Raw genomic sequence first — 23,384 nt, forward strand, 5'->3', positions numbered from 1 at the left:
TGCACCAGAGCGGGGAAGTCGCTGGTGGGCGCGACCGCTTCCAACGCAGCCCGCAGCCGTGCAACGACGACTGGGCTGATCAGTTCGTCCATGGCACCCACGGCGACTCCTCTCTCGCAGCAGCACGTCTTCTGCGTCCGATGCTGCTCGGTCTAGACCGTGGGGACGGTCCCGCCGTCGATCACGTACTCCGCACCGACGATCGCCGACGCCTGGTCGGACACCAGGAAGCCCACGAGATCGGCGATCTCCTCCGTTGTCGCGAAACGGCCGAGAGGCACTCCGCCGAGGGAGTCCAGGATCTTCTCCTTCGCCCCCTCCCGGCTCAGGCCGTTCCCTTCCGCGATCCGGTCCACGAACCTCTCGTAGGCCTCGGTCTCGATCCCACCGGGACTGATCGCGTTGACCCGCACACCGTGCGGCGCGAGCTCGTTCGCCAGGCCCTTGCTGTACGTGCGCAACGCGGCTTTCGCAGCCGCGTACGCCAGAGACGCGTCGTACTGCGGCAGCTGCCGCTGGATGGACGTGAAGTGGAGCACGACACCGTGCCCGGACCGGATCATCGAGGGCAGCAGCGCTCGATCCAGCCGCACGGCGCCGAGGAAGTTGAGCTCCAGCTCGGTCGTCCACTGCTCATCCGTGATCGCCACGAACCCCCCGGACGGCGTGGAGGCACCTCCTACGACGTGCACGAGGACGTCGACACCACCGGCCTCCTCGATCCGCGACGCGACGAGCGCCGCCCCCTCGACGGTCGCGGTGTCGGCCACGATGAAGCGGTCCGGGAACTCGTACCCGTCGGGCATCGTCCGGGCCGTGACGTGCACATCGGCGCCGAGCTCGCGAAGCCGTTCAGCCACGGCCTTGCCTGATCCCTTCGACCCGCCAGTGACGAGCGCTCGACGCCCGTCCAGGCGCCCGCGATCCACACTCCCCATCTCTGCTCCTTCGTCGTCGTTGCCAGTGGTGCACTCGACCGAGGGGTCCTCGGACGAGCGTCAGACCATCCGTGGGGCTGGGCGGCGGCGAGTCCACCGCGCCCGGCCGAGGGACGTTGCCGCAGCAACCGTCGGGCCCCCGCCCCCCATGACGCCTTCTCGACCTCTCTCCGGGCCTGCTCGACGGCCGCCCGCGCGTCCTCGAAGACCGAATCGGTTTCGAACCGCTCCGCCCCCTGAGCTGTGCGGAGGGCGGAGCGGCCCGCCGAGCGCCTCGGATCACTCGGTCGTCGCGCGGGCGGCCTCATCGATCAGCCGGGCGACGGTGTCGGGCCGGGAGACGGTCACGGCGTGCGAGGCGTCCACCTCGACGGCGTGCGACGAGGCGCGCTCGGCCATGAACCGCTGGGCCTCGGCCGGGACGGCGAGGTCTTGGAGCGTCACGAGAGTCCAGGACGGAATGGTCTTCCAGGCCGCCTTCGTCGCCTTGTCCGCCAGGGCTTCGGCGAGGATGGGCCGCTGGGTGACGGCCATCAGGTCGGCCACGTCCGCCGACACGTCCGCGGCGAAGACCGGCTGGAACTTCTCCTGCTCGATGTAGAGGTCCTCGACGGTCTGCCCCTGCTGGCCGCGGACGGGCACCGGGCGCAGCGCCGTCCCGAGCTCGTTGCCCGGGAACTTCCCGGCCAGCTCACCGGTGCTCTCCCCCTCGTCCAGCAGGAAGCTGGCGACGAACACCAGCGCCTTCACCCGCAGGTGCCCGTCGGCAGCCTCGCTCATGACGCTGCCGCCGTAGGAGTGGCCGGCGAGGACGATCGGCCCGTCCACGCTGTCGAGGACGTCGCGCAGGTGGTCGGCGTCGCCCTGCAGTGAGCGGAGCGGGTTGGCCACCGCGATCACCGGATGGCCGTCGTCCCGGAGTCGGGCGATCACGCCGTTCCAGCTCGACGAGTCAGCGAAGGCCCCGTGGACGAGGACCACGGTGGGCGTGGCCCCGGTGCGGGTCCCGAGCGTGTTGCTGGTCATCGGTTCTCCCTCTCTGTCAGCGGGCGATCCCTTCGCCCGTCTGGGTGTTCACCAGGTGGAGTGACTTCTCCGGAGCCGGTCGTCACGGTGCGATGACGAGCTCCGCGATGGAGTCGCCGTCCATCGCGAAGCGGTAGCGCAGGTCGACGACGCCACCGGGGAAGTCGCCCACCAGGTGCTTGGTGGCGATCCAGTGCGCGTCGTCGGATCGCTCTGCGGCGACGAGGGTGCTGGTGTACGTGAACTCGGCCCCGGCCTTGGCCAGGAAGCGCCGGATCTCCGCGGTCCCGCGGTAGGTGAGGCCGTCGTCGACGACCACGGCGGTCGGCGTGAAGGCGCGCAGCGCGGTGTCCGCGTCGCCGGCGTCGTGCGCGGCGAGGTAGCCGCGGACCGTCTCCGGGAGCTGGTCGGGCCGGATGTCGTTCGGTGTGGTCATGGCCCCACGGTGCGGTCTCCCGATGCGGGAGGGTCAAGCGCTGGACTCTCCCCCGGGGAGAGGGGGCAGAGTGCACCCGTGCTTGCGATCGGCGAGTTCTCCCGGCTGACCCACCTCAGCGTGCGCACCCTGCGCCGCTACCACGACGCGGGCCTGCTCGAGCCCGCTGCGGTGGACGCCACGACCGGGTACCGCTACTACAGCGCGGACCAGATCCCGATCGCCCAGGTCATCCACCGGCTGCGGGAGCTCGACGTCCCGCTTCCCGACGTGCAGCGCATCCTGCGCTCCCCCGACCCGAGCACCCGGGCCACCCTCGTGGCCGACCACCTGCAGCGGCTCGAGGCGGAGCTCGATCGGACCCGCGCCGCGGTGGCGTCGCTGCGCCGGCTGCTGCGGCCGGATCCGGCCCCGTTGGACGTCGAGCTCCGCGCGGTCCCTGCGACGACGGTGGCCGCGGTCGAGGACGACGTGGCGCACGAGGAGGTGCTCGGCTGGTACGCCGGCGCCATGGCCGAGCTGGACGCCGTGGTCCGCGAGCCGACCGGTGCTCCGGGCGGGCTCTACGACAACGCGCTGTTCGAGGACGGCCGCGGGCACCTCCTCGTGTACCGGCCGACGGCCGCGCCGCCGCGCAGCGGCCGGGTGCACCCGGTCACCCTGCCGGCCGTCGAGCTCGCCGTCACCACCCACGCCGGCGAGCACGACGACATCGACGTCACCTACGGCGAGCTCGGCACCTGGGTGGTGAGCAACGCGCTGGCCGTGGCCGGCCCGGTGCGGGAGACCTACCTCGTCGGGCCACGCGACACCCCCGACCCGGGCGCCTGGCGCACCGAGGTCGGCTGGCCGGTCTTCCGGATGGCACCGCCGGTTCCCCGTGGTCCCGGAGCCGTCGAGCGACGAGCACGCACGTCGCCGTCCTCTCCCGGCGGCTGACGACGATCAGGGGGTCGCTCGTCCACCGGGTGCGGCGCCGCGCCTGAGGAAACACCGGGACCCGTGGTGGTGTTCACCCGGTGTCGATGACGTCCGAGGGAAGAAGGCACACCGTGACCACCGAGACGACGATCCTCGCCGGCGGCTGCTTCTGGGGCGCGCAGGACCTGCTGCGCCAGCGCCCAGGGGTGCTCTCCAGCCGGGTCGGGTACTCCGGCGGCGACACCCCCAACGCCACGTACCGGAACCACGGCGATCACGCCGAGGCGGTCGAGATCGTCTTCGACCCCGAGGTGATCTCGTTCCGGGAGCTGCTGGAGTTCTTCTTCCAGATCCACGACCCGTCGACGAAGGACCGGCAGGGCAACGACGTGGGCCGGAGCTACCGCTCGGCGATCTACTACACCAGCGACGAGCAGAAGAGCGTTGCCCTGGACACGATCGCCGACGTCGACGTCTCGGGCATCTGGCCGGGCAAGGTCGTCACCGAGGTCGAGCCGGCCGGCGCGTTCTGGGAGGCCGAGGCGGAGCACCAGGACTACCTGCAGAGGATCCCCTTCGGCTACACGTGCCACTACGTGCGCCCCGACTGGGTGCTCCCACGTCGCGAGGCGCAGGCCACCCGATGACCTGAGGGCCCGGTGCGACGACGGCGAGGGGGACGTCCTTTCCGGGGTGTCCCCCTCGATGCGTCTCCACCACCCCCGCGCCGGACCCGGACGTGACCGGTGGGACAACCGGGAGTCGTGGGGCGCGGCGCCACCACGGGTGCCGCCGCCGTGCGCACGATGGGGCATGCCCACCCGCCCGGACGCAGTCGCCGCGCTGCCGGTCGCGCCGGGCGTGTACCGCTTCCGGGACGGCAGCGGCCGCGTGCTGTACGTCGGGCGGGCCGGCGAGCTGCGCCGCCGGGTCAGCTCCTACTGGGGTGACCTGCGCGACCGCCGCCACCTACGGCGGATGGTGCCCCGGGTCGCCCGGATCGAGGCGCTGGTCTGCGACTCCGCGCACGAGGCGGCCTGGGCCGAACGCAACCTGCTCGAGCGGTCGCTGCCACCGTGGAACCGGATCGTCGGCGGACTGGAGGTGCCGGTCAGCATCTGCCTGGACCCCTCGCCGGAGGCGCCGCGCCTCGGCCTCGCTGCGACGCAGCGACCGGCACCGGGTGTCCGCTTCTTCGGGCCGTACCTGGGGGCCGGCAAGGTGCGGTTGGCCGTGTCCGGGCTCGAACGGCTGTACCCGCTCGGTCACGCCGGCCCGACCCGCACCGCCGGCGAGCGGGAGCTGGCCCGGGTCCGCGGCGGGCAGGCCCTCCCCGTCGCGCAGCTGGCGGGCGCCGTGGCGTCGGTGCTGGACCGCGAGCCGACGGCGGTCGCCGCTGCGCTGGCGGCCCTGACCGCCCGGCGCGACGCCGCGGCCGGGCTGCACGCGTTCGAGGCCGCCGCCCGGCTCCAGCAGGAGATCGAGGCGGTCGCGTGGGTGGTCGCGCCGCAGCGGGTCACCGCGCCCGGCGAGGAAGGCGACCAGGTGGTCACCGCCTGGGGGGACGACGTCCTGGTGCGGCTGCGGATCCGTGACGGCCGGCTGCGCGCCTGGGAGCAGGAGACCTGCTCCCAGGCGGTGCCCGGCACCCGGGCACCCGACGGCTGGGCGCCCTTCCTGCGTCGCAACGCAGAACTGGCCGCCCGGCTGGCGGCGCTGCCCGTCACGTGAGCTGCTCAGCCCGTCACGTGAGCTGCTCAGCTGAGCCGGGGCGCGAGGGCGTCAGTCGCCGTGCGGGTCGAGGTGGTTGAGGGTCGCGACGACGTGGTCGTAGTCGCCACGCGCTTCGCCGAAACGGAGGAACTCGACGTTCTCCACCTGGATCTCGTGCGCGTCCGGCTGGGTCCGGATCAGCTCGGTGACCTCGTCGATGAAGTCGGCGAGGGGCATGGCGAACTCGCTCTCCTCCTGTCCCGGCAGCAACGCGGTGCGCACCGACGGCGGCTCGAGCTCGACCACCGCCACGCTGGTGCCCGACAGCTGGAGCCGGAGGGACTCGCTCAGCATGTGGATCGCAGCCTTCGTGGCGTTGTAGCTGGGCGTGATCCGCAGCGGAGCGAACGCCAGCCCGGAGGAGACCGTCATGATCGTCGCGTCGGGCCGGGAGCGCAGGTGCTCGATGAACGCGCCGATGAGGCGGATCGGACCGAGCAGGTTGGTCGCGACCGTCTCCTCGGCCGAGGCCAGGAAGCCGCTCGGGGTGGTCCAGTCCTCGACGCGCATGATCCCGGCCATCGTGACCAGCACGTTGAGCTCCGGGTGCTCGGCCAGGACCTGGGCGGCGGCGCGCTGGATGCTCACCGGGTCGGTGGTGTCGATCCGGACGGCGTGCAGCCCGGGGTGCTCGGCGGTGATCTGCTCCAGCAGCGCGGTGCGTCGCCCGCCGACGATGACGGTGTTGCCCTCCTCGCGCAGACGCAGCGCCAGGGCCAGGCCGATGCCGCTGGTCGCGCCGGGGATGAAGACGGTGTTCCCTGCGATGTCCATGCCCTCAGCGTCAGCCGAGTCCGGGTGGCGTGGCAGAGCGCGGTGATCGGGGGATCGCCGATCCCTGGCTGCGGCAGGCGCGGAGCGGTGACACTGGTCCGGTGAACCGGGACGACCTCGCCGACTTCCTCGTTCGGCGCCGCAGTGGCCTCCAGCCCGCGGACGTGGGGCTGGGGGCAGGCCAGCGCCGGCGCACCCCCGGGCTCCGGCGGGAGGAGGTGGCGCAGCTCGCCGCGATGTCGACCGACTACTACACGCGTCTGGAGCAGCGGCGCGGACCGCAGCCGAGCACGCAGATGCTCGCCTCGCTCGCCCGGGCGCTCCGGCTGACCGCGGACGAGCGCGCCTACCTCTACCGGGTCGCCGGGCACGATGCTCCCGACCCGATCGGCGGGAGCGACCACATCGCTCCCGGGCTGCTGCGCGTCCTCGACCGGCTGACCGACACGCCGGCTCTCATCCTGTCCGCGCTGGGCGAGACGCTGGTGCAGAACGACCCGGCGCGGGCCCTGTTCGGGGACGTCAGCCACCTGACCGGCCTGGAACGCAGCAGCATCTACCGCTGGTTCGTGAACCCCGAGCAGGAACGGGGGCGCTACCCGGAGGCCGACCGCGACCGGCAGAGCCGCGCCCAGGTGGCCTCGCTGCGTGCCGCGTACGGGTCGATGGGAGCGGCTTCGCGAGCCGGCGAGCTGGTCCAGGTGCTCACCCGCACGAGCCCCGAGTTCGCGCGACTGTGGGACGCCCACGAGGTGGGCCGACGGTTCGAGGACCACAAGGTCCTCCGGCACCCCGAGGTCGGTCCCATCGAGGTCGACTGCCAGGCGCTGTTCACCGAGGACGAGTCCCAGGTGCTGCTCGTGCTCACCGCTCCTCCGGGAACCGAGGCCGCGAGCAGACTCGCACTCCTCGCCGTCCTCGGCACGCAGGCCTTCGCGCCAGAGCCCTAGACCGGGTCGTGGCGTCGTTCCGGTGGGGCCACCGGGCTACGGGCCGGGTGAGGGTGCGTGCCCCTCACGTGACCGTGTCGCCGTCCCAGGCACGGCAGGTGCCACGCCCCCGGCTGGAGATGCGTCGCAGCCCGGGTCGAAGGGACAGCCGGCCCGCTCGCGACCTCGCACCGGGGCCGTCCCCGTCGACGAGAGTGCATCCACCTCGCTGCCGCGGTGGTCGAGTCGCGTCGAAGGCGAGCGGGGACACCAGCGAGTCGCGGATGCACACGCGAGGATCCCGATCGGCAGATGAGCGACTCGATCCGCCAGCCGTCCCTCGGACCCGGGAGAGTCTGCGGCCGCCGTCCTACTGGATGAACCGGGTGGCTGCGCCGATCTCTGCAGCCACCCGGTCCTCCCTGTTCTCCCAACGCGCCATGCGGTCGTCGCCACCCGACTGGCCACACCGCACTCTCGTGATCGACGACGTGCCAGTCGACCTATGCGGCTGACGCCAACTCGCCGGGCGCGGTGGGGAAGGGGCGGCTCGGCTCGACGAACCTCCGTCGGGCACTCGGGGTGAACAGGCGTCCCCAGCCGTAGTAGTCATCGAGCAGGTCCTTGCGCAGAAGCGCCGGATGAGCCCGGACGAACTCCTCGGACGACATCGGCTGTTCGATCTGGCTGGCGACGATCTTCGTCCAGGCGACCGTCCGGGTGATGTGGACGAAGCTCCCACTCAGCCCGAAGTTCGACGCGAGGCCGCGGATGCCCGCGAGCATCCTGTCCTTCGCCTCCTCGGGTCCGTACTCGAGGATGAGCAGGTACACCACGCGGACGTGGTACTCGTGAGGGAAGTGGGTCAGTGTGCTCGACTCGAAGCCCTCGAGCAGATCGTGGTCGTTCATGATCAGGACACCCCGGCAATCTGGTTCAGTGAGAGGTCCCACAGCCGCGCCGCGGCATCGGGGTCGGTTGCCCAACGACGAACTCCCTGACCAGGCGGTGCGGTCGTGTCGTCATCCGGCAGATCGGTCGCTTCCTGCCCGTCCTCGACGTAGTGGCCGCCGTGCACGCCGAACTCGGGAGCCAGTGCAGCTACCAGCGTGGAGGCGGCGCCCTGCTGGGCGGTCTTGTACGAGAAGGTGCCTGCCTCTTCGAGGCGGTCGAACTCCGCGGCCTGCTCGTGGGTCAGATGTCGCTGGAGCCCGGTGCTGATGGCGCCAGGGTTGACCGAGTTCGCGACGATGCCGTCATCTCGCCAACGCCGGGTCGCCTCGACGGCGAAGAGCGCGTTCGCGGTCTTCGATTGGCCGTATGCGGCCATCGGGTCGTACGGCCGAGCTCCGTAGTGCACGTCGTCGAAGACGACCGGCGACATCACGTGTGCGGTGGACGTCAGCGCCACGATCCGCGACTCTCCGTGCGCGCTGGCTCCGCGAGCCAGTGCATCGCGGAGTTGTAGCGCGAGACGGAAGTGTCCGAGGTGGTTGGTGCCGAAGTGCATCTCCCACCCCTCCGTTGTCCGCGCCAGCGGAGAGCCCATCACCGCGGCGTTGTTGATCAGGTAGTGCAGCGGCCGGTTCCAGTTGTCGACGAACCGCTGGATGGAAGCGCCGTCGGTCAGTTCGACCACGGCAACGGTGACGTCCCGGTTGCCGGTGGTCCTGATGATGTCCTCGGCTGCGACTCGTCCCCTGGCGCTGTCGCGGACAGCGAGAGTCACCGCACTGCCGGCACGGGCCAACGAACGTGCCGTCTCGATCCCGAGTCCCGAGGATGCTCCCGTCACGATCGCCGCCGTGCCGGTCAGATCGCGACCAGCAACCACGTCGTCCGCGGTGCTCGCCGCATCGAAGTCGGTCCTGATCCTCGCGTCAGTTCTCATCTCTCTCCCCTTTCGGAGGTGAAGCGGACGCTGCGTCCGCTTGCAGAGTCAAGGTACGACACAACCGGACGCTGCGTCCACTTCGATCGCGAAATTGCTAAGCTGACGTCATGACCGCCCCGACACCCGCGGTACGAGCCGACGCCGCCCGCAACCGCGAGGCGCTGCTCCGGGCAGCGCGGGACGAGTACGACAAGGGAGACGGCACCCTGCGCATGCACGCGATCGCACGTCAGGCTGGAGTGGGTGTGGGCACCATGTACCGCCACTTCCCCACCCGCGACGATCTTCTCGAGGCGCTGGCCATGGACCAGTTCGCGGAGATCGTGGGCATCGCCGAGCGTGCGGCGGCCACGGCCGCAGCCGATCCCGATCAGGCGGTACGAAGCTTCCTGCTCGAGATCCTGCACCTGAGATGCGACCCGGGCCTGACTCGCCTGCTGATCTCGGGGACACGCCCGAGCGCCGATGGGCAAGGCTTCATGGAACGGTTCCAGCGCTCAACGCACACCCTGGTCGACACCGCTCACGCGTCCGGCTGGCTCAGGCCGGCGATCAGCACCGAGCAGTTCGTGACCATGCTGTACGGCGCGATGCTCTCCGCCCGCGAGACGGGCCAGATCGCCGCCCTCGCGCCGCTCTACGCCGAGGTCCTCGCCGCCGGGATGAAGACCCCTTCTCCCTGACCCGACCGAGCTGAGCGGACTCGCGGCCAACGCCGGAGGCTGGATCCCCAGTGCCGCCGCACTCCGGCAGCGAGAACGGGGCCGACCGGTCCGTGACCGGACGGCCCTGGGCGAGGTTGCCGCTGTCGGGCCGGCGACCCCATGCCCGACCGGGTTCACTGCGCGGACGAGTAGGACGCCAGACCGTCCGCCATCTTCTGCATCACCGCGCGCATGATGCGACGCATCAGCCACCGGGTGCCCCAGCGAGCGGTGTAGCTGCCTGACCACCGGATGACCGTTCCCCCGGAGGACGTCTCGTCCAGTTCGATCACCGCGGCGTAGTCGGAGATGAAGGCATTGCGCGCTCCCTCGTAGGCGAAACGCCGGGGAGGGTCGAGAGCGGTGATGCGCTCGATCGTGACGACCTTGCCGGTGCGGAAGGCTCGGGTGGCGCCGACGCCCATGGACCTGACCCCGACCCCCATCTCGCCGGGACCCTATGCCGCGAGGCCTCGAGCCTGATGGACTCCGACTCCTCGCGGTCCTCGAGGCAGCGAATGAGGTCGTTCATCGTTCTGGCACCGGTGGCACCTCAGCACCGGCGCCAGCGGGGGCCGGCCGCCGCACGATGGCGGGACGCCACCACATGGGCCTACGAGCGCAACCACCGCACCGCGTGGACCACGCGTCGCGGAGGGAGATGGTCCGGCCCTCAGGCGCTGCCCTGCGCTGCCAACACCCGGGCGGCCTCGCGTTCGGCCTCGGTGTTGGCCACCCCCGCCCGGGAGCCGGCGAGCTTGGCGCGGATGTGCTCCCCCACGGTGATCGGCGAGTACGGCGACCCGTCGCCCACGCAGGTCGGCAGCGTCTCGATGACGGCGTCGATGTTGCCGTCGTGGAAGAACGCCGCGCTGCGCCGCCGCTGGATGCTGCCGTCCACGATCGGCGGCTTGACCCGGTGCAGGGTCGACATCCAGCGCTCGTTCGTCCACCGCGCCATCAGGTCACCCAGGTTGATCAGCAGCGCACCGTCGGCCGGCTGGACGTCGTGCCAGGCCCCGTCGCGCCCCAGCACCTGCAGCCCCGCGACCTGGTCGGCCCAGAGCACAGTGACGATGCCGTAGTCCGTGTGCTCCCCCATGCCGGTCAGATCGCCGTCGAGTTCGAGCGCGCCGGGCTCCAGGGCGTAGTTGTTCATCCTCAGCACGTCGAGGCTGTGGTCGGTGTAGCGCTCGAAGAAGCCGTCCGGCAGGCCGAGCGCGTCGGCGAACATCGTCGTCAGGGTCCGCGCCACCCGGGAGGCCTCGTCGGAGTAGGCGGAGACGGCACCGCGGAACGACGAGGCCTCGGCCGGCCAGACGTTCTCCGGGTAGTCGGCCTCGGGCAGGTCGAGTCCCGGGAAGTCCGACACCGCAGCCCCGACGTTGAACGCCTCGAAGAAGTCGTGCATGCGGTTGGACGGCGCGAGCCCGAGGCTGAGGCTGAGCGACTCCGTCTTGGGAGGGGCGTAGCCCCGGTTGATCTCCGGCGGCGTCCGGTACTGCTCCTTGACCTCCAGCGGGAGGAGGAAGAACTCGTCGAGGGCGGCCTCGAACGCGTCGGTGACGGCGGTCGGGATGCCGTGACCGAGCACCTGGACGAAGCCCACGGTGCGGGCCGCCTCGTCGAAGGCCGCCGCCGTGGCTGCGCGCTCCTCCGGGGTGCCGGCGCCGACGTACGGCGAGATGTCGACGGTCGGGACGTGGAACGCGGTGGTCATGCTCGGCCCTTCGGGACGGGTGGGGGTGCATCGGGGGTGGTGGACACGACGGCCTCGACCCGCGCGAGCAGGCCGGCCTTGTCCGTCTCGTCGAGCCAGCAAGCCTCGACGGCGTTGCGGGTGAACGCGGCGAGCTGGTCGCGGCGGTAGCCGAGAGCGTGCGCGAGCACGCGGTAGTCGTGGGTCGGGTCGGTGCCGAACATCGGTGGGTCGTCGCTGTCGATGGTCACGCAGAGCCCGGCGTCGACCATCTCCGCGATCCGGCGGTGGCTGCCGTCCCCGCTGCCGGAGTAGCGACCGATGTCGGAGCTGACCGGAGTGCAGGTGAACGGCACCCGCTCCGCCGCGCACCGCGCGGTGAGGACCGGGTCGTCCACCACGTGGTAGCCGTGGTCGACCCGGCTGCAGCCGAGCTGGTCGAGCAGGACCTCGACGTGCTGCGGCGGCCCGGACTCCGAGTGCGCCGTCCGCTGCAGGCCGTGCCGCGCCGCCAGCCGGTAGGCCTCGACGAAACGGCCCGGCGGCCCGTTGACCTCTGCGTAGTCGAGCCCGATGCCGAGCACCTCGTCGGCGCGGTGCTCCACCACCTGCTCGACCAGCTCGACGGCGGCGGCGCCGCTGCGCTCCCGGCAGAGGCCGACCAGGAAGGCGGCCCGGACGCCGGTGTCGGTCTCCGCGTCCCGGGCTCCGGCGAGGACGCCCTCCAGGATCCGGCGGTACGCCACCCCGGGGTGGCCCGGCGGGCTCAGGTGCACCTCCCGGTAGAGCACTCCGTGGTCTGCGCCACCGGCGGTCAGGGACTCGTAGGTGACCCTGCGGAAGTCGTCGACGTCGCGGATCAGCGAGCCGACCACGTCCAGCACGCGGAGGAACTCACCGAGGTCGGCGTAGCTGTGGTGGTCGTACAGCTCCTCGGCGGACCGGCCGAGGGCGACGCCGTGCTTCCGGGCGAGGTCGATCACCGTCTGCGGGGCCACGCTGCCGATGAGATGGCAGTGCAGGCTGATCTTCGGCAGGGCGGCGACCATCGCGTCGATGGCCGGGTCGGCCGGTACGGGCGTGGAGTGCACCCTGGTCGCGAGGCTCACCGCTGACCCACCGCGCGCCCGAACCGGCTGAGCACCGCCGTCTCCAGCAGTTGGGCGAGGAGGTAGAGCAGCAGCGCGGTCAGGGTGATGGCCACGACCAGCGCCCAGACGCGGGTGTTCTGCGAACGGTTGGCGGCGGACACGACGGCGTAACCGATGCCCTTCCCGGTCGCCAGCCACTCGGCGAGGAGCGCGCCGGTCAGGGCACCGGGCACCGCGATCCGCACGGAGGCGAAGAGCGCGGGCAGCGCGGACGGGAACCCCACCTTGAGCAGCACGGTCGACGGCGACCCGCCGTAGACGAGCACCAGGTCCCGCATCTGCGGGGTGACCGAGCGCAGCCCCGCCACGATGTTCACCAGGGCTGGGAAGAGGACGACGATCGCGCTCATCAGCGCGACGACGGCGTAGCCGCGGCCGACGAGCAGGATCAGGATGGGCGCCAGCGCGATGAGCGGGACGGTCTGCAGCACCACCGCGGCCGGCATCACCGCCCCCTCGAGCAGCTTGTACCGGACGACGACCGCCGCCAGCACGATCGCGGTCAGCATGCCGGCGGCGAACCCGACGGCGGCGTCGATCAGCGTCTGCTGCAACAGCGTCCCGATCTCCGCGCGCAGCTCTGCCGAGTCCGCGTCCCCGAAGAGACTGGTCCACACCTCCGCCGGGGTCTTGCCGACGTACGTCGAGACGTCCCAGACCCGCAGCGCGGCGATCCAGAGGAGCACCACCACACCCAGTACGAGCACGGTGGTGGCCACCTGGCGGAACACGGCGCGCAGCAGCGACCCGGTCCCGCCGGTGACCCGGTCGGTACCGGGCAGCATCGTGCTCACGACGCCGCTCCCTTCGACCACGGCGTGACCACCCGGCCGACCAGACCCAGGACGGCGTAGACCGTCCCGGCCATCAGCGCGCAGCCGATCCCCACCGCCCACGCCTGCTCGACGTCGACGTTCTGCTGGGCGATCTTGAGGATGAGCGCCACGCCGCGCTGCACTCCGCCGACGTACTCGCCGAGGATCGCGCCGAGGAACGCAGCCGGCGCGCCGATCCGCATGGCGGCGAGGATCGAGGGCAGGGCCGAGATCAGCTGCACCTTCTGCAGCTGCCGGACCCGGCCGCCACCGAAGACCCGCACCACGTCAAGGCTGGCCCGATCGGCGGAGCGGAGCCCGAGCACGGTGCCGACGACGGTGGTGAAGAAGACCGCCAGGGCGGCGAGGGCGGTGGCGGTGCCGGAGCGCTCGCCCTCGTCCGGGTTGCCGATGACGATGAACAGCACCGGGGCGATGGCGACCAGAGGCACGCAGTAGCTCATCACCGCCACCTGCATCAGGACCGGCTCGGCGACGGGGAACAGCAGCACCAGGGAGGCGACGACGAGGCCGGCCAGGGTGCCGTAGAGGAAGCCGACCGAGGCCTCCTGGAGCGTCATCCCGAAGTGCAGCGACCAGAAGCCCCAGCCGGCCTCGACCGCGGTGGTGAGCACGCCGTCCGGGGTCGGCACCCGGGCGCCGGACAGCACGGTGAGCGCGGCCAGCCACCACACGGCGACCAACGCGAGGATGCCGACCGCGCCCGTGCGCAGGGAGCGGATGGACTCACGCGAGAGGTGCACGCTCAGTCCTCACCCGGCACGGCGGACGCCCCGCCGAACAGCAGCTCCGAGGCCCGGTCGTGCAGGGCGTGGAACTCCGGTGTCCGCATCAGGTCGGGGGTCCGCGGTCGGGGCAGGTCGACCTGCAGGACCTCCTGCACCCGCCCGGGGCGCGCGCTCATCACGGCGACCTCGTCGGAGAGGAAGACCGCCTCCGAGATGCTGTGGGTGACCATCAGCGTGGTCGCCGGCTTCTCCGTCCAGATCCGCAGCAGCTCCACGTTGAGCCGCTGGCGTGTCATGTCGTCCAGCGCGCCGAACGGCTCGTCGAGCAGCAGGACCGACGGGGTGACGACGAGGGCCCGGGCGATCGACACGCGCTGGCGCATGCCGCCCGACAGCTGGGCCGGCTTCGCCTTCTCGAAGCCCCCGAGGCCGACCAGCTCGATCAGCTCGGCCACCAGCGCGTCGTCCGGCTTCTGCCCCGAGACCTCGAAGGGCAGCCGGATGTTGGACAGCACCGACCGCCACGGCAGCAGGGCGGAGTCCTGGAAGGCGATCCCCAGCTCGTTCCCGCGGCGGAGCTGCAGCGGCGTCCGGCCCTCCACGAGCGCCGAGCCGGACGTCGGCTCCTCCAACCCCGCGAGGATCCGCAGGATCGTGGACTTGCCGCAGCCGGACGGGCCGAGCAGCGACAGGAAGCTGCCCTTGTCCGTCCACAAGGTGGCGTCCTCCAGGGCGGCCACCGTCCGGCGACCGACCCGGAAGGTCTTGCTCAGGTGGTCGATCCGCACGCCGGTGCCGATCGAGGGAGCTGCTCCCCCGGCACCGGCACTCGTCGACGCCTCTGCGACCTGGGCCATGTCGAACCTCTCCGTCGCGTCCGGCCGGGTCAGGAGGGCAGCTCGGTGAGCTCGGGCTTCTCCTCGAGCAGCTCCTCGAGCAGCGACAGGTCGAAGAGGTCGGCGGCCTCGAGGTCGATGCCGGCCGCCTCGAGCGTGGTCATGTTCTGCTCGATCAGCTCGTCGGAGATGGTGAACAGGCCGTTCGCCTCGACGTCGGGTGTGACGATCAGGCCGGCCTGCACCGCCGACTGCTCGAGCTCCTTCTCCATGTCCAGCTGCAGGTCACTGCCGTACTCCTCGACCGCCATCCGCGCGCCCTCGGCGGGGTCGGCGAGCGCGTCCTGCCAGCCGAGGATCTCCGCCTCGAGGAACGCCTTCACCTTCTCCGGCTCCTCCGCGATCATGCGGTCGGTGGTGATGACCGACTCGGCGACGAAGGGCAGCCCGTTGTCGGCGAAGGGCAGGTTGGTCACCTCGATGCCCAGCGACTGGACGGTGATGGACTCGTTGGTCAGGTAGGCCAGGAAGCCGTCGACCTCGCCGTCGACGAGTGGCGCCGGGTCGTACTCGACGGGGACCTTCTGCACGTCGGCCGGGTCGATGCCGTTCACCTCGAGCAGTGCGTCGAAGAGCGTCTCGTTGCCGCCGGCCTGCACGCCGATCGTCTTGCCGACCAGGTCCTGGGGCGTCGCGATGTTCCCACCGTCCGCGCGCGAGAGGATCGTGAACGGGTTCTTCTGGAACTTGGTGCCGACGATCTTGAGCGGCGCGTCCTCCTCGGCGATGACCTGGGCGGTGGAGACGGCGTTGCTGAGGCCGAAGTCGGCGTCCTCGGTGGCGACGAGCGTCTCGATGGCACCCGGACCGGGGTCCATCGTCACCGAGCCGAACCCGGCGTCCTGGTAGTAGCCCTGGCTGTCGGCGAAGAACTCACCGGCGAACTCGGCGTTCCTGATCCACGACAACTGGAGCGTGAGGTCGCCGAGGTCACCCTCCCCGCCGCTGGCGGCTGCGGACTCGCCGTCGTCGGACCCGCATGCGGTGAGAACGAGGGCGGCGGCGGTCAGCAGTGCTCCGGTGCGCACGGTGCGGTGGCGGAAGGTCATGAGGTGCTCCGTATCTCAGCCACACCCTCGGCGGGGTGGGGGTGCCGTCCCGGCATGGGGTCGGGCTGAAGCTAGGAGCGGGTCGTTTCGCCGTTCAGCCTCTGGTGTTTCGCGTCGGTTAACCCGCTCGCCCAGCGGCGGATGCGCTGGTCGACCGGCGGCAGCGACCTGTCGATCGCACCGGTACGGCAACCGACCCCCGGTGCGGTCCGACCGATCGGTTCTCCGTGCGGAGCGGGTCTGTACGTCGCACACCGACCACCGGCAGGCGACGCGATGCGGGAACTGAGTTACGGCATGGACCTGAGCCTGGACGGCTACATCCCCGCGCCCGGTGACGACCTCGGCTGGGACGCGTCCCTCGACGACGACCACGCGGTCACCGGACCGGCAGGTCGTCGTCCCGTCGTGGCTGCCACGGCGGCGATCAGGGCCGCTGCTCGGGACGGGGCGACCCGTGCTTGGGCAGCAGCGCCCACACGCGCTTCGTGACGCCATCGACGTCGACACCGTGCGCTGACGTCAGGTCTGCGATGACGTAGAGCCCGTATCCCCCCTGGCCGGCCGGGCGATCGACCGCGGGCAGCGGGAGCTCGTCCCGGGCCGAGTCGGTGGCGACGACGACCCAGTGATCGCCGGCCTCCCTCAGATCGAGGCGGGCCGGAAGAGTGCCGTGGCGCAGGGCGTTCGAGGCCAGCTCGTCGATCACGAGGATGGCCCGGTCCACGATCTCTTCGACATCGTCCTCGGTCCGGATGCCGTCGGTCTGCAGCGACGCGGTCAGGAAAGCCCGGACGTGACGACGGACAGCCCCGAGCTGCCGCAGCGAGGTCAGCTCCACGACGTCAGCGGGCGGCACGTCAGGAACCGGGCTCACGCGTCGCCAGGAGGTCCGGACGGCCTCGATCGTCGCAGAGGCCGGGCCGTCCGGGAGTCCGGTCCCCGGGGTCTCCTGGTTCACGACCCGAGCACCTCGTCGTCCTCGGACGATCGCGGCCGGACGGCGACCATGGCGACGTCGTCCTCCCCCGCGCGCGGGACCATCACGCCGAGGACGGCGTCGCAGAGCTTCTCGATCTCCTCGTCCGCGTGCCGCTCGACGACGTCCAGCAGCCGCTGGAGACCCTGGTCGAGATCCTGCCCACGACGTTCGACCAGTCCGTCGGTGTAGAAGAGCAGGGTCGAGCCGGCAGGTAGCGTCGTCGCCTCGGTGCTCCGCCAGGCCAGTGAGTCGACGCCGAGCAGGAGATCGGCCTTGCCGGTGCCGGGCTCCAGCAGCCGGGCACGGCCGGACGCGTCCAGCAACAGCGGCGGGGGGTGCCCGGCGTTGGACCACTGCATGCGGACGCCGTTCCGTCGGTCGCACCCCGTGGGCGGGGACAGCTGAGCCAGGACGGCGGTGGCCATCGTGGTCAGCTCCAGCCCCACGATCGCCTCGTCCACCGACGACAGCAACCGGCTCGGCACGTCGGCGGAGTTGAAGCAGATCCCGCGCAGCAGCCCGCGGACCTGTCCCATCGCGGCCGCGGCGCGTGTGTCGTGGCCGACCACGTCGCCGATGACGAGAACGAGGTCCCCGCTGCGCTGCCGGAAGGCGTCGTACCAGTCACCTCCGACCTGCGCCTGCTGCGCGGCGGCGACATAGCGGACGGCGATGTCGGCGAAGGCGACGACCGGCGGGGCCGTGAGCAGGCTCTGCTGCAGTTCCGTCGCGAGATGACGCTGCCCGGAGTAGAGCCGGGCATTGTCCAACGCCATGCCTGCTCGTCGGCCGATCTCGATGGCCACCGCCAGATCAGCCTCCCCGAAGCGGGCGCGAGCTGAGCCCCTTCCCAGGAGCAGAGAGCCGAGGACGCCGTTCCGACCCGGGATGGGAACGGCGATCAGGCTGTCCGCGCCAAGCTGTCGCACGAGCGAGCGCAGGGCGGCATCGGGCACCTGAGCGACGAGGCCGTCGGCATCCAGGTCCCGGAGCAGCACCTCCTCCCCTCCGGCTGCCCGCCGACTGGGTTCGGTGACCACGCCGCCGCGGGACTCCAGTCGCTCCACTTCGCCCACCACCGCGGCCAGCGCGGGAGCTCGATGCCGGACCAGGACGTCGGACGGGTGGTCGTGGTCGTGGTCGTGGTCGTGGTCGTCCAGGAGATGGATGCTGAGCCAGTCCGCGAGAGCCGGCACCAGGGTCGCGGCCAGCCGGGACCGGGACTCGGCGACGTCGAGCGACGCCAGGAGCGACTGGGAGACGCGGCCGAGCAGATCGACCTGGGCGGCGAGCCGGTCGCGTTCCCGTTCCGCCCGCCGCTGTTCGGTGACGTCCACGGCCAGCAGCAGGACCACCGGACGGCCGAGGTCGGTCTGGCTGCTGACCGCGCTGAGCTCGACCTCCACCCGGTCGGCGAGCCGCAGCTGCAGCGGCGGCCGGACGACATCAGGAGCACCGCCGTGACCGGGTGGCGGCGGGGCGGAGGTCACCATCGACAGTGCCCCGGGAACGACCTCGTCCACCGGCCGGCCGTACATGGCCGGCTGCAGCAGGAAGAGTCTCTCCGCGCGGCGGTTCCACCCGAGCACCTCTCCCTCACCACTGGCGACGAGCACCGCCAGAGGCGCGTGCTCCAACAGGGCCCCCACCGAGGTGATCCGTGACGGCGACGCGGTGTCGGCTGCGCTCGCGTCGAGCATCACCGCAGCGAGGACGGCGCTGTGCCGACGCCGCGCGATGCTGGCGGAGCGCAGCTCCTGCAATCGGGACAGCAGGCCGTCGTCATCGACCCCCGCGACGAGCAGGTCCAGCGGCACACCCGGAGCGAATGATGCCTCTCGCCGGACGGCGTCGGGGGTGCCGGTGAGGACGGCGACGCTCGCGTCCGGCCACAACCGATGAGCCCGCTGCACCGTCGACAAGGCTGAGCGGGCCAGCGACCCGATGACCACGAGGTCCACCGGCCCGCCCACCGAGATCGGCCGGCCTGCGAGGTCCGACGAGGAGATGCGCTCCGTTCCGGGGAGATCCTCCACGAGGGAGACCTCGGCGACCGCGACGTCGATGAGGACGCAGCGGCCCGGACCACCTGCCCCGGTCAATCGCCGAGCAGCGGTAGCCCCAGCGCCGCTCGCCCCGTCCAGGTGCGCAGGATGTCGGTCGTCGGGCTCATCACGTCGGCGGCCCGGGCATCCCGCAGGTGCCGCTCCAGGGGTGAGCGGTCCCGGTAACCGACACCGCCGACCAGCGTCATGGCTTCGTTAGTGACGTCCACGGCGCACCTGGCCACCTCTGCCTTCGCGGCGGTGAGGCCGAGCAGCGCCTTCGGTCCGCCGGCGTCGCCCTCCTCGGCGGCCCAGTAGACGAGCCGGCGCGTCCGCTCGACCTGCGCCCACAGCTCGCCCAGGCGGTGCTGGAGGATCGGCTCGGTCGACAGCCGGCGGCCTGTGTGCGCGTGAGCCCGACGGCCCAGGTGCGCCGTCGCCTCGTCCAGGGATGCCTGCGCGACCCCGAGGTAGCTCCCCGCCATGGCCATGAGGAAGTACGGGGCGACGACCTCGAACACGTACCAGATCTGGTCGCCCTCGGCCCCCAGCAGGTGGTCGGCACCGACACGGACGCCGTCCAGGCGGGCCCGGCGCGACGAGTTGCCGCGCATGCCGACGCCGTTCCACGCGTCGATCCACGTCAGACCGTCGGAGTCGCCGGGGACGAGGACGCAGGAGAAGTCGCCCACGGGCGCATCCGGGTCGGCGGCGACGGTGCTGACGACGTAGGAGTCGGCCTGTGAGCCGTTGGTGACGAACGACTTCTCTCCGTCGATCCGCATCCCCGTTCCGGTCTGCGTCATCCGGGTCTGCGGCAGCCAGAAGGCCGCACCGGTTCCGGGCTCGGACAGCGCCAGGGTCGTGAAGTGCTCCCCCGCCACGATGGCGTCCAGGAAGTCCGTGCGCTGCCGGCCGGTCGGCTTGGCTGCAATCACCGCGGTGCCCACGGAGTGCATGCCGAAGCACAACGCGGTGGAGGCGCACACCCGGCCGAGCGCCTCGCCCACCGCCGCGACGCCGCTGAGGCCGAGCCCCGCTCCGCCGAGGGACCGCGGGGCCGCCAGCCCACCCAATCCGGCTCTCTGCAGGGCGCGCAGCGGCTCGACCGGCCAGACGCCGGAGTCGGTGCGGTCGACCAGTGGCCGCGCGACCGCCTCCGCGATCTCCGAGGCACGCAGCGAAGCCTCCGCGACACTCACCGGGGGCACAGTCACAACGGGGAACCATAGGCGACCGCCGGCAGATCAGCGGAGATCGGACAGGCCGATCACCAGGCCAGAGGCGATGGTCGCGCCGCCACGTCTCGCGGACGGCAGCCGTGATGATCAGCCGGTATCGACGGTGGCCGCTGTCCTGCCGCCTGTTGAACGGTCCCTGCGGACATCGCCGGGCAGGCCAGCGCTCGCCGGGCGGCAGTGGCCGCTGGGTCGTCACGCCGTGGATCCAGCGGTTGGGCCCACGCGATGTCAGCTGCAGACCCAGACCGCGCTGACCGCGCCGCTCGAACCAGTCAGAGGTCGAGGTGTAGGGGCAGGGCAGGCTGACCCCGTGCAGCACATCGGGATCGACCTCGCCTGGGGCCTCAAGCGACCCACCGGCCTCGCCGTGCTGGACGACGCCGGCCGGCTGGTGCACGTCAGCGCGGTGCGCACCGACGAGCAGATCGAGGCCGCGCTGGCCCCGTTCACCGCCGGCCCGTGCATCGTGGCGATCGACGCCCCGCTGGTGGTCACCAACGCCACCGGCAACCGGGCCGCCGAGCGGGCGCTCAACGCCGACTTCGCGAGGTTCCAGGCCGGGGCGCACCCGACGAACACCGGCAAACCCGAGTTCACCGATGGTGACACCCGCGGCGGGCGGATCGGCCGGCGCCTGCGGCTGGACCTCGACCCCCGCTCGGGCCGCAACCGCCGGGCGATCGAGGTCTACCCGCACGCGGCGACGGTGGCGCTGTTCCGGCTGGGCCGCACGCTGAAGTACAAGAACAAGCCGGGCCGGGTGCTCGAGCAGATGCGTGCGGAGCTGCTGCTGCTCATCGACCTGCTGGGCGCGGTGGTCGAGCTCGACCTCGGTGCACCGTTCGCCGGGCTGCGCCAGCAGGTGCAGGCCGCTACCCGCAAGAGCGAGCTCCGGGTGGCGGAGGACCAGGTCGACGCCGTGGTGTGTGCCTACGTGGGATGGATCGCCGTCCGGCGCCCGGACGAGGTGACCACCTACGGCGACGCGGCCGGCGGCGCCATTGTGACCCCGACCCTGCCGCCGGACCTGCGGCCCGGCCCCCGGGTCGCCGCACCCGCGGCCGACCCGGTGCAGCAGGCCATCCAGGCGTACGCCGACGGCCGGCCCGAGACCCTGGTCGCCGGGGCGCAGGCGCTCGCGCTCATCACCGGGGTGCTCGACGACGCCGGGATCAACTACCTGTCGGTGACCGGGCGGACGAAGACCATCGCCTCGTTCGCGGAGAAGGCGGCCCGCACGGTCGACGGCGTGCCTGCCTATCCGGACCCGGCGCGGGAGATCACCGACCAGATCGGCCTGCGGGTGATCACCTACGTGCAGAGCGACGTGGAGGCGGTGGCCGAGCTGCTGGCTGCGCAGGTACGGGTGATCGACGACCGCGACATGGGTCGGCGGACCGCGCAGCAGGGCCGGTTCGGTTACTCCAGCCGGCACCTGCTGATCGGCGTGGACCCGGGCCGGGCGCCCGAGCTGCCGGAGCTGGCCGGGCGCGTGGTGCAGGTGCAGGTGCGCACGGTGCTGCAGCACGCTTGGGCTGAGTTCGAGCACGACATCCGCTACAAGGGCACGGTGCCGGCCGAGCACGCCTCCGAGTTCGACCGCCGGTTCACCCTGGCCGCCGGGTTGCTGGAGCTGGCCGACCAGGAGTTCACCGCGATCCGCGAGCGCCTTCGGGCACCAGTTCCCGTCGACGAGGCCGACGACACCGACCCCGACGACCCTCGGATCGCGCCCCGCGAGCTGGCTGCGTTCCTGGCCGGGCAGTACGCCGACGCCGGCTGGTCGCGCCCGGACCACTACACCTGGATCTCAGGCCTGCTACTGGAACTGGGCGTGACCAGCCTGGTGGAGCTGGGCGAGGTGCTGCGCGGCGCCGACGACAGCGGCATCCCGGCCCGGATGGACTACCGCTATCCCCCGGGTGCCGTGCGTCGGCTGGACGACACGCTGCTGGCCGGCTTCGGGCAGCGGTACGTGGAACTGCACGGGAACGCCGACCGGCGGACCGCACTGACCACCCGGCTGCAGCGGCTCGCGGGCGGCTGACCGGCGGCCCGGCAGCCGCCCGCGCGAGCGATGGGAAGCCCGCCACCAGCGGTGGGGCTGCGGGCGCCCCTGTCCGCCCGCTACGACGAGCTCACCGTCGTCGACCGGGCCGCAGCAGTCCTGCGCGCGGTCACCCTCTGGCTCGAGCGGTCCGGAGACACGCCGTGGCACGACCACGTCCACCTCTGGGTCCGGCGGCTCACCACCACGCCGCGGCCGAGCACCCGGCGGCCGGCGTCGCCGGCGACCGGCGGGACTGGCCGGAAGGATGTTCGGGCGTGATCAGGTCATAGCCTCACCCGCATGCGTGCTGTGCAGATCACCCGCTTCGGCGGTCCCGAGGTCCTCGATGTCGTCGACGTCCCAGAGCCGGAGGCGGGGCCGGGGACGACCCTGCACGACGTCTCCGCAGCAGGAGTCAACTTTGCAGACACCCACCACCGCCTGTCGTCCGACTGACCTCGGAGCGATCCTCGACCACTGTCGACACCGAGCGCGGGCGGTACGCCTCAGGGCTCGGCTCGAGCCGTACCGGTGCTGTTCGTCGACGGCTTCCCGGACACCGGCGTATCCGCCATGACCTGCTCCAGGCGATCGCGCGTGGGGATCGAGTAGGAGACGTCGGAGTCACGGCCTAGCCTATAGGGTTTAGGATGTAACCTAATGACCACAGGCACCGGGCGTGAGGGGCGGATGGCACGCGTCGGACTCACCGCAGAGCGGCTGACCCTGGCCGCCGCCGATCTGGCCGACGAGGTCGGGTTCGCCGAGGTCACCCTCTCGGCACTGGCCCGCCAGTTCGACGTGAAGGTGGCGAGCCTCTACGCCCACGTGCCGAGCTCCGGTGAGCTGCGCACCCGCGTCGCTCTGCTCGCCCTCGAGGAGATGGCCGACCTCGCCGCCTCGGCGCTGGCCGGCCGGGCGGGCAGGGACGCCCTGACCGCCTTCGCCGACGTCTACCGCAGCTACGCGAGCGAACACCCCGGCCGATATGCCGCCGCGCACCTCCGGCTCGACGCGAAGACCGCGACGAACAGCGCCGGTGTCCGGCACGCCGAGATGATGCGAGCGATCCTGCGCGGATACGAGCTCACCGGCGACGACCAGACGCACGCCGTCCGGCTGCTGGGCAGCGTCTTCCACGGCTACGTGACCCTGGAGCTGGGTGGGAGCTTCGACCACAGCTCCCCTGACCCACAGGTGAGCTGGTCGCGCGTCCTCGACTCCCTCGACACGCTGCTGCGCGGCTGGACGGCGACAGCCGGCCCCCCGCCCCGCAGCTGATCCCCCGCCCCCGCTCTTTCCCGAGGTCCAC

At 71.7% G+C, this 23,384-nt stretch carries 24 protein-coding genes; 8 read left to right on the top strand and 16 right to left on the bottom strand.

The features are described from left to right. Positions 1 to 152 precede the first annotated feature (152 nt). From O2W53_RS21340 to O2W53_RS21350, 3 genes are all read right to left on the bottom strand, one after another. Complete coding sequence (locus O2W53_RS21340) at positions 153 to 938, bottom strand: SDR family oxidoreductase (RefSeq protein ID WP_269165079.1); 786 nt, start codon at positions 936 to 938, stop codon at positions 153 to 155. A 279-nt stretch (positions 939 to 1,217) separates the two neighbouring features. After that, on the bottom strand, positions 1,218 to 1,964 hold the full coding sequence (locus tag O2W53_RS21345) for an alpha/beta fold hydrolase (protein WP_269165080.1): 747 nt from the start codon (positions 1,962 to 1,964) through the stop codon (positions 1,218 to 1,220). Between the two features lie 82 nt (positions 1,965 to 2,046). Continuing rightward, the gene (locus O2W53_RS21350; RefSeq protein ID WP_269165081.1) at positions 2,047 to 2,400 is read right to left on the bottom strand and encodes a nuclear transport factor 2 family protein; all 354 of its coding nucleotides are present in this window, start codon (positions 2,398 to 2,400) and stop codon (positions 2,047 to 2,049) included. 78 nt (positions 2,401 to 2,478) lie between these two features. Between O2W53_RS21350 and O2W53_RS21355 the strand changes: the two genes are divergently transcribed. The 3 genes from O2W53_RS21355 (at position 2,479) to O2W53_RS21365 (ending at position 5,052) form a co-directional block, all read left to right on the top strand. Beyond that, positions 2,479 to 3,339 (top strand): MerR family transcriptional regulator, encoded by an 861-nt coding sequence (locus O2W53_RS21355; protein WP_269165082.1) that lies wholly within the window; start codon positions 2,479 to 2,481, stop codon positions 3,337 to 3,339. A gap of 113 nt (positions 3,340 to 3,452) precedes the next feature. Continuing rightward, positions 3,453 to 3,968 carry a peptide-methionine (S)-S-oxide reductase MsrA gene (gene msrA, locus O2W53_RS21360; RefSeq protein ID WP_269165083.1) on the top strand — a complete coding sequence of 172 codons (516 nt, stop codon included), beginning with the start codon at positions 3,453 to 3,455 and terminating at the stop codon, positions 3,966 to 3,968. 166 nt (positions 3,969 to 4,134) lie between these two features. Next, the gene (locus O2W53_RS21365) at positions 4,135 to 5,052 is read left to right on the top strand and encodes a hypothetical protein (RefSeq protein WP_269165084.1); all 918 of its coding nucleotides are present in this window, start codon (positions 4,135 to 4,137) and stop codon (positions 5,050 to 5,052) included. Positions 5,053 to 5,103: 51 nt separating this feature from the next. On the opposite strand, the gene O2W53_RS21370 is transcribed toward O2W53_RS21365, so the two are convergent. After that, on the bottom strand, positions 5,104 to 5,868 hold the full coding sequence (locus tag O2W53_RS21370) for an SDR family oxidoreductase (RefSeq protein ID WP_269165085.1): 765 nt from the start codon (positions 5,866 to 5,868) through the stop codon (positions 5,104 to 5,106). Between the two features lie 101 nt (positions 5,869 to 5,969). On the opposite strand from O2W53_RS21370, the gene O2W53_RS21375 reads away from it, so the two are divergent. Further along, a complete protein-coding gene (locus tag O2W53_RS21375) occupies positions 5,970 to 6,818 on the top strand; it encodes a helix-turn-helix transcriptional regulator (protein WP_269165086.1) in 849 nt (282 codons plus the stop codon). Between the two features lie 482 nt (positions 6,819 to 7,300). Here the strand turns inward: O2W53_RS21375 and O2W53_RS21380 are convergent, their stop codons facing one another. Next, a complete protein-coding gene (locus O2W53_RS21380) occupies positions 7,301 to 7,708 on the bottom strand; it encodes a hypothetical protein (RefSeq protein ID WP_269165087.1) in 408 nt (135 codons plus the stop codon). 2 nt (positions 7,709 to 7,710) lie between these two features. Then, the gene (locus O2W53_RS21385) at positions 7,711 to 8,688 is read right to left on the bottom strand and encodes an SDR family NAD(P)-dependent oxidoreductase (RefSeq protein ID WP_269165088.1); all 978 of its coding nucleotides are present in this window, start codon (positions 8,686 to 8,688) and stop codon (positions 7,711 to 7,713) included. Positions 8,689 to 8,798: 110 nt separating this feature from the next. Here O2W53_RS21385 and O2W53_RS21390 point away from each other — a divergent pair, with 110 nt between their 5' ends. After that, positions 8,799 to 9,374 carry a TetR/AcrR family transcriptional regulator gene (locus tag O2W53_RS21390; protein ID WP_269165089.1) on the top strand — a complete coding sequence of 192 codons (576 nt, stop codon included), beginning with the start codon at positions 8,799 to 8,801 and terminating at the stop codon, positions 9,372 to 9,374. A gap of 155 nt (positions 9,375 to 9,529) precedes the next feature. Here O2W53_RS21390 and O2W53_RS21395 read toward each other — a convergent pair whose 3' ends face one another. From O2W53_RS21395 to O2W53_RS21440, 10 genes are all read right to left on the bottom strand, one after another. Next, a complete protein-coding gene (locus O2W53_RS21395) occupies positions 9,530 to 9,820 on the bottom strand; it encodes an SRPBCC family protein (RefSeq protein ID WP_269165090.1) in 291 nt (96 codons plus the stop codon). Positions 9,821 to 10,068: 248 nt separating this feature from the next. Next, a complete protein-coding gene (locus O2W53_RS21400; protein ID WP_269165091.1) occupies positions 10,069 to 11,115 on the bottom strand; it encodes an isopenicillin N synthase family dioxygenase in 1,047 nt (348 codons plus the stop codon). Beyond that, entirely contained in the window at positions 11,112 to 12,203 is a 1,092-nt protein-coding gene (gene add / locus O2W53_RS21405; RefSeq protein WP_269165092.1) for an adenosine deaminase, read from the bottom strand. The genes O2W53_RS21400 and add overlap by 4 nt, the downstream gene beginning before the upstream one ends. Further along, a complete protein-coding gene (locus O2W53_RS21410; protein ID WP_269165219.1) occupies positions 12,200 to 13,030 on the bottom strand; it encodes an ABC transporter permease in 831 nt (276 codons plus the stop codon). Before O2W53_RS21410 ends, add begins: the two co-directional genes overlap by 4 nt. A gap of 5 nt (positions 13,031 to 13,035) precedes the next feature. Next, positions 13,036 to 13,824, bottom strand: a complete 789-nt coding sequence (locus O2W53_RS21415; RefSeq protein WP_269165093.1) for an ABC transporter permease — start codon at positions 13,822 to 13,824, stop codon at positions 13,036 to 13,038. Positions 13,825 to 13,826: 2 nt separating this feature from the next. Further along, positions 13,827 to 14,666, bottom strand: a complete 840-nt coding sequence (locus tag O2W53_RS21420; RefSeq protein WP_269165094.1) for an ABC transporter ATP-binding protein — start codon at positions 14,664 to 14,666, stop codon at positions 13,827 to 13,829. A gap of 29 nt (positions 14,667 to 14,695) precedes the next feature. After that, complete coding sequence (locus O2W53_RS21425) at positions 14,696 to 15,754, bottom strand: ABC transporter substrate-binding protein (protein ID WP_269165095.1); 1,059 nt, start codon at positions 15,752 to 15,754, stop codon at positions 14,696 to 14,698. A gap of 427 nt (positions 15,755 to 16,181) precedes the next feature. Then, positions 16,182 to 16,595, bottom strand: coding sequence for an ATP-binding protein (locus O2W53_RS21430; protein WP_269165096.1), 414 nt, complete (start codon positions 16,593 to 16,595; stop codon positions 16,182 to 16,184). Positions 16,596 to 16,711: 116 nt separating this feature from the next. Then, positions 16,712 to 18,772 carry a SpoIIE family protein phosphatase gene (locus O2W53_RS21435; protein WP_269165097.1) on the bottom strand — a complete coding sequence of 687 codons (2,061 nt, stop codon included), beginning with the start codon at positions 18,770 to 18,772 and terminating at the stop codon, positions 16,712 to 16,714. Positions 18,773 to 18,834: 62 nt separating this feature from the next. Then, positions 18,835 to 19,983: an acyl-CoA dehydrogenase family protein gene (locus O2W53_RS21440; RefSeq protein ID WP_269165098.1), complete on the bottom strand. Its 1,149-nt coding sequence runs from the start codon at positions 19,981 to 19,983 to the stop codon at positions 18,835 to 18,837. A gap of 349 nt (positions 19,984 to 20,332) precedes the next feature. On the opposite strand from O2W53_RS21440, the gene O2W53_RS21445 reads away from it, so the two are divergent. The 3 genes from O2W53_RS21445 (at position 20,333) to O2W53_RS21455 (ending at position 23,353) form a co-directional block, all read left to right on the top strand. Then, entirely contained in the window at positions 20,333 to 22,069 is a 1,737-nt protein-coding gene (locus O2W53_RS21445) for a DUF429 domain-containing protein (protein WP_269165099.1), read from the top strand. 303 nt (positions 22,070 to 22,372) lie between these two features. After that, a complete protein-coding gene (locus tag O2W53_RS21450) occupies positions 22,373 to 22,528 on the top strand; it encodes a Zn-dependent oxidoreductase (RefSeq protein WP_269165100.1) in 156 nt (51 codons plus the stop codon). 204 nt (positions 22,529 to 22,732) lie between these two features. Next, positions 22,733 to 23,353, top strand: a complete 621-nt coding sequence (locus O2W53_RS21455; RefSeq protein ID WP_269165102.1) for a TetR/AcrR family transcriptional regulator — start codon at positions 22,733 to 22,735, stop codon at positions 23,351 to 23,353. Positions 23,354 to 23,384 lie beyond the last annotated feature (31 nt).

Source organism: Modestobacter sp. VKM Ac-2978 (genome assembly GCF_026968025.1).
GTDB lineage: Bacteria > Actinomycetota > Actinomycetes > Mycobacteriales > Geodermatophilaceae > Modestobacter.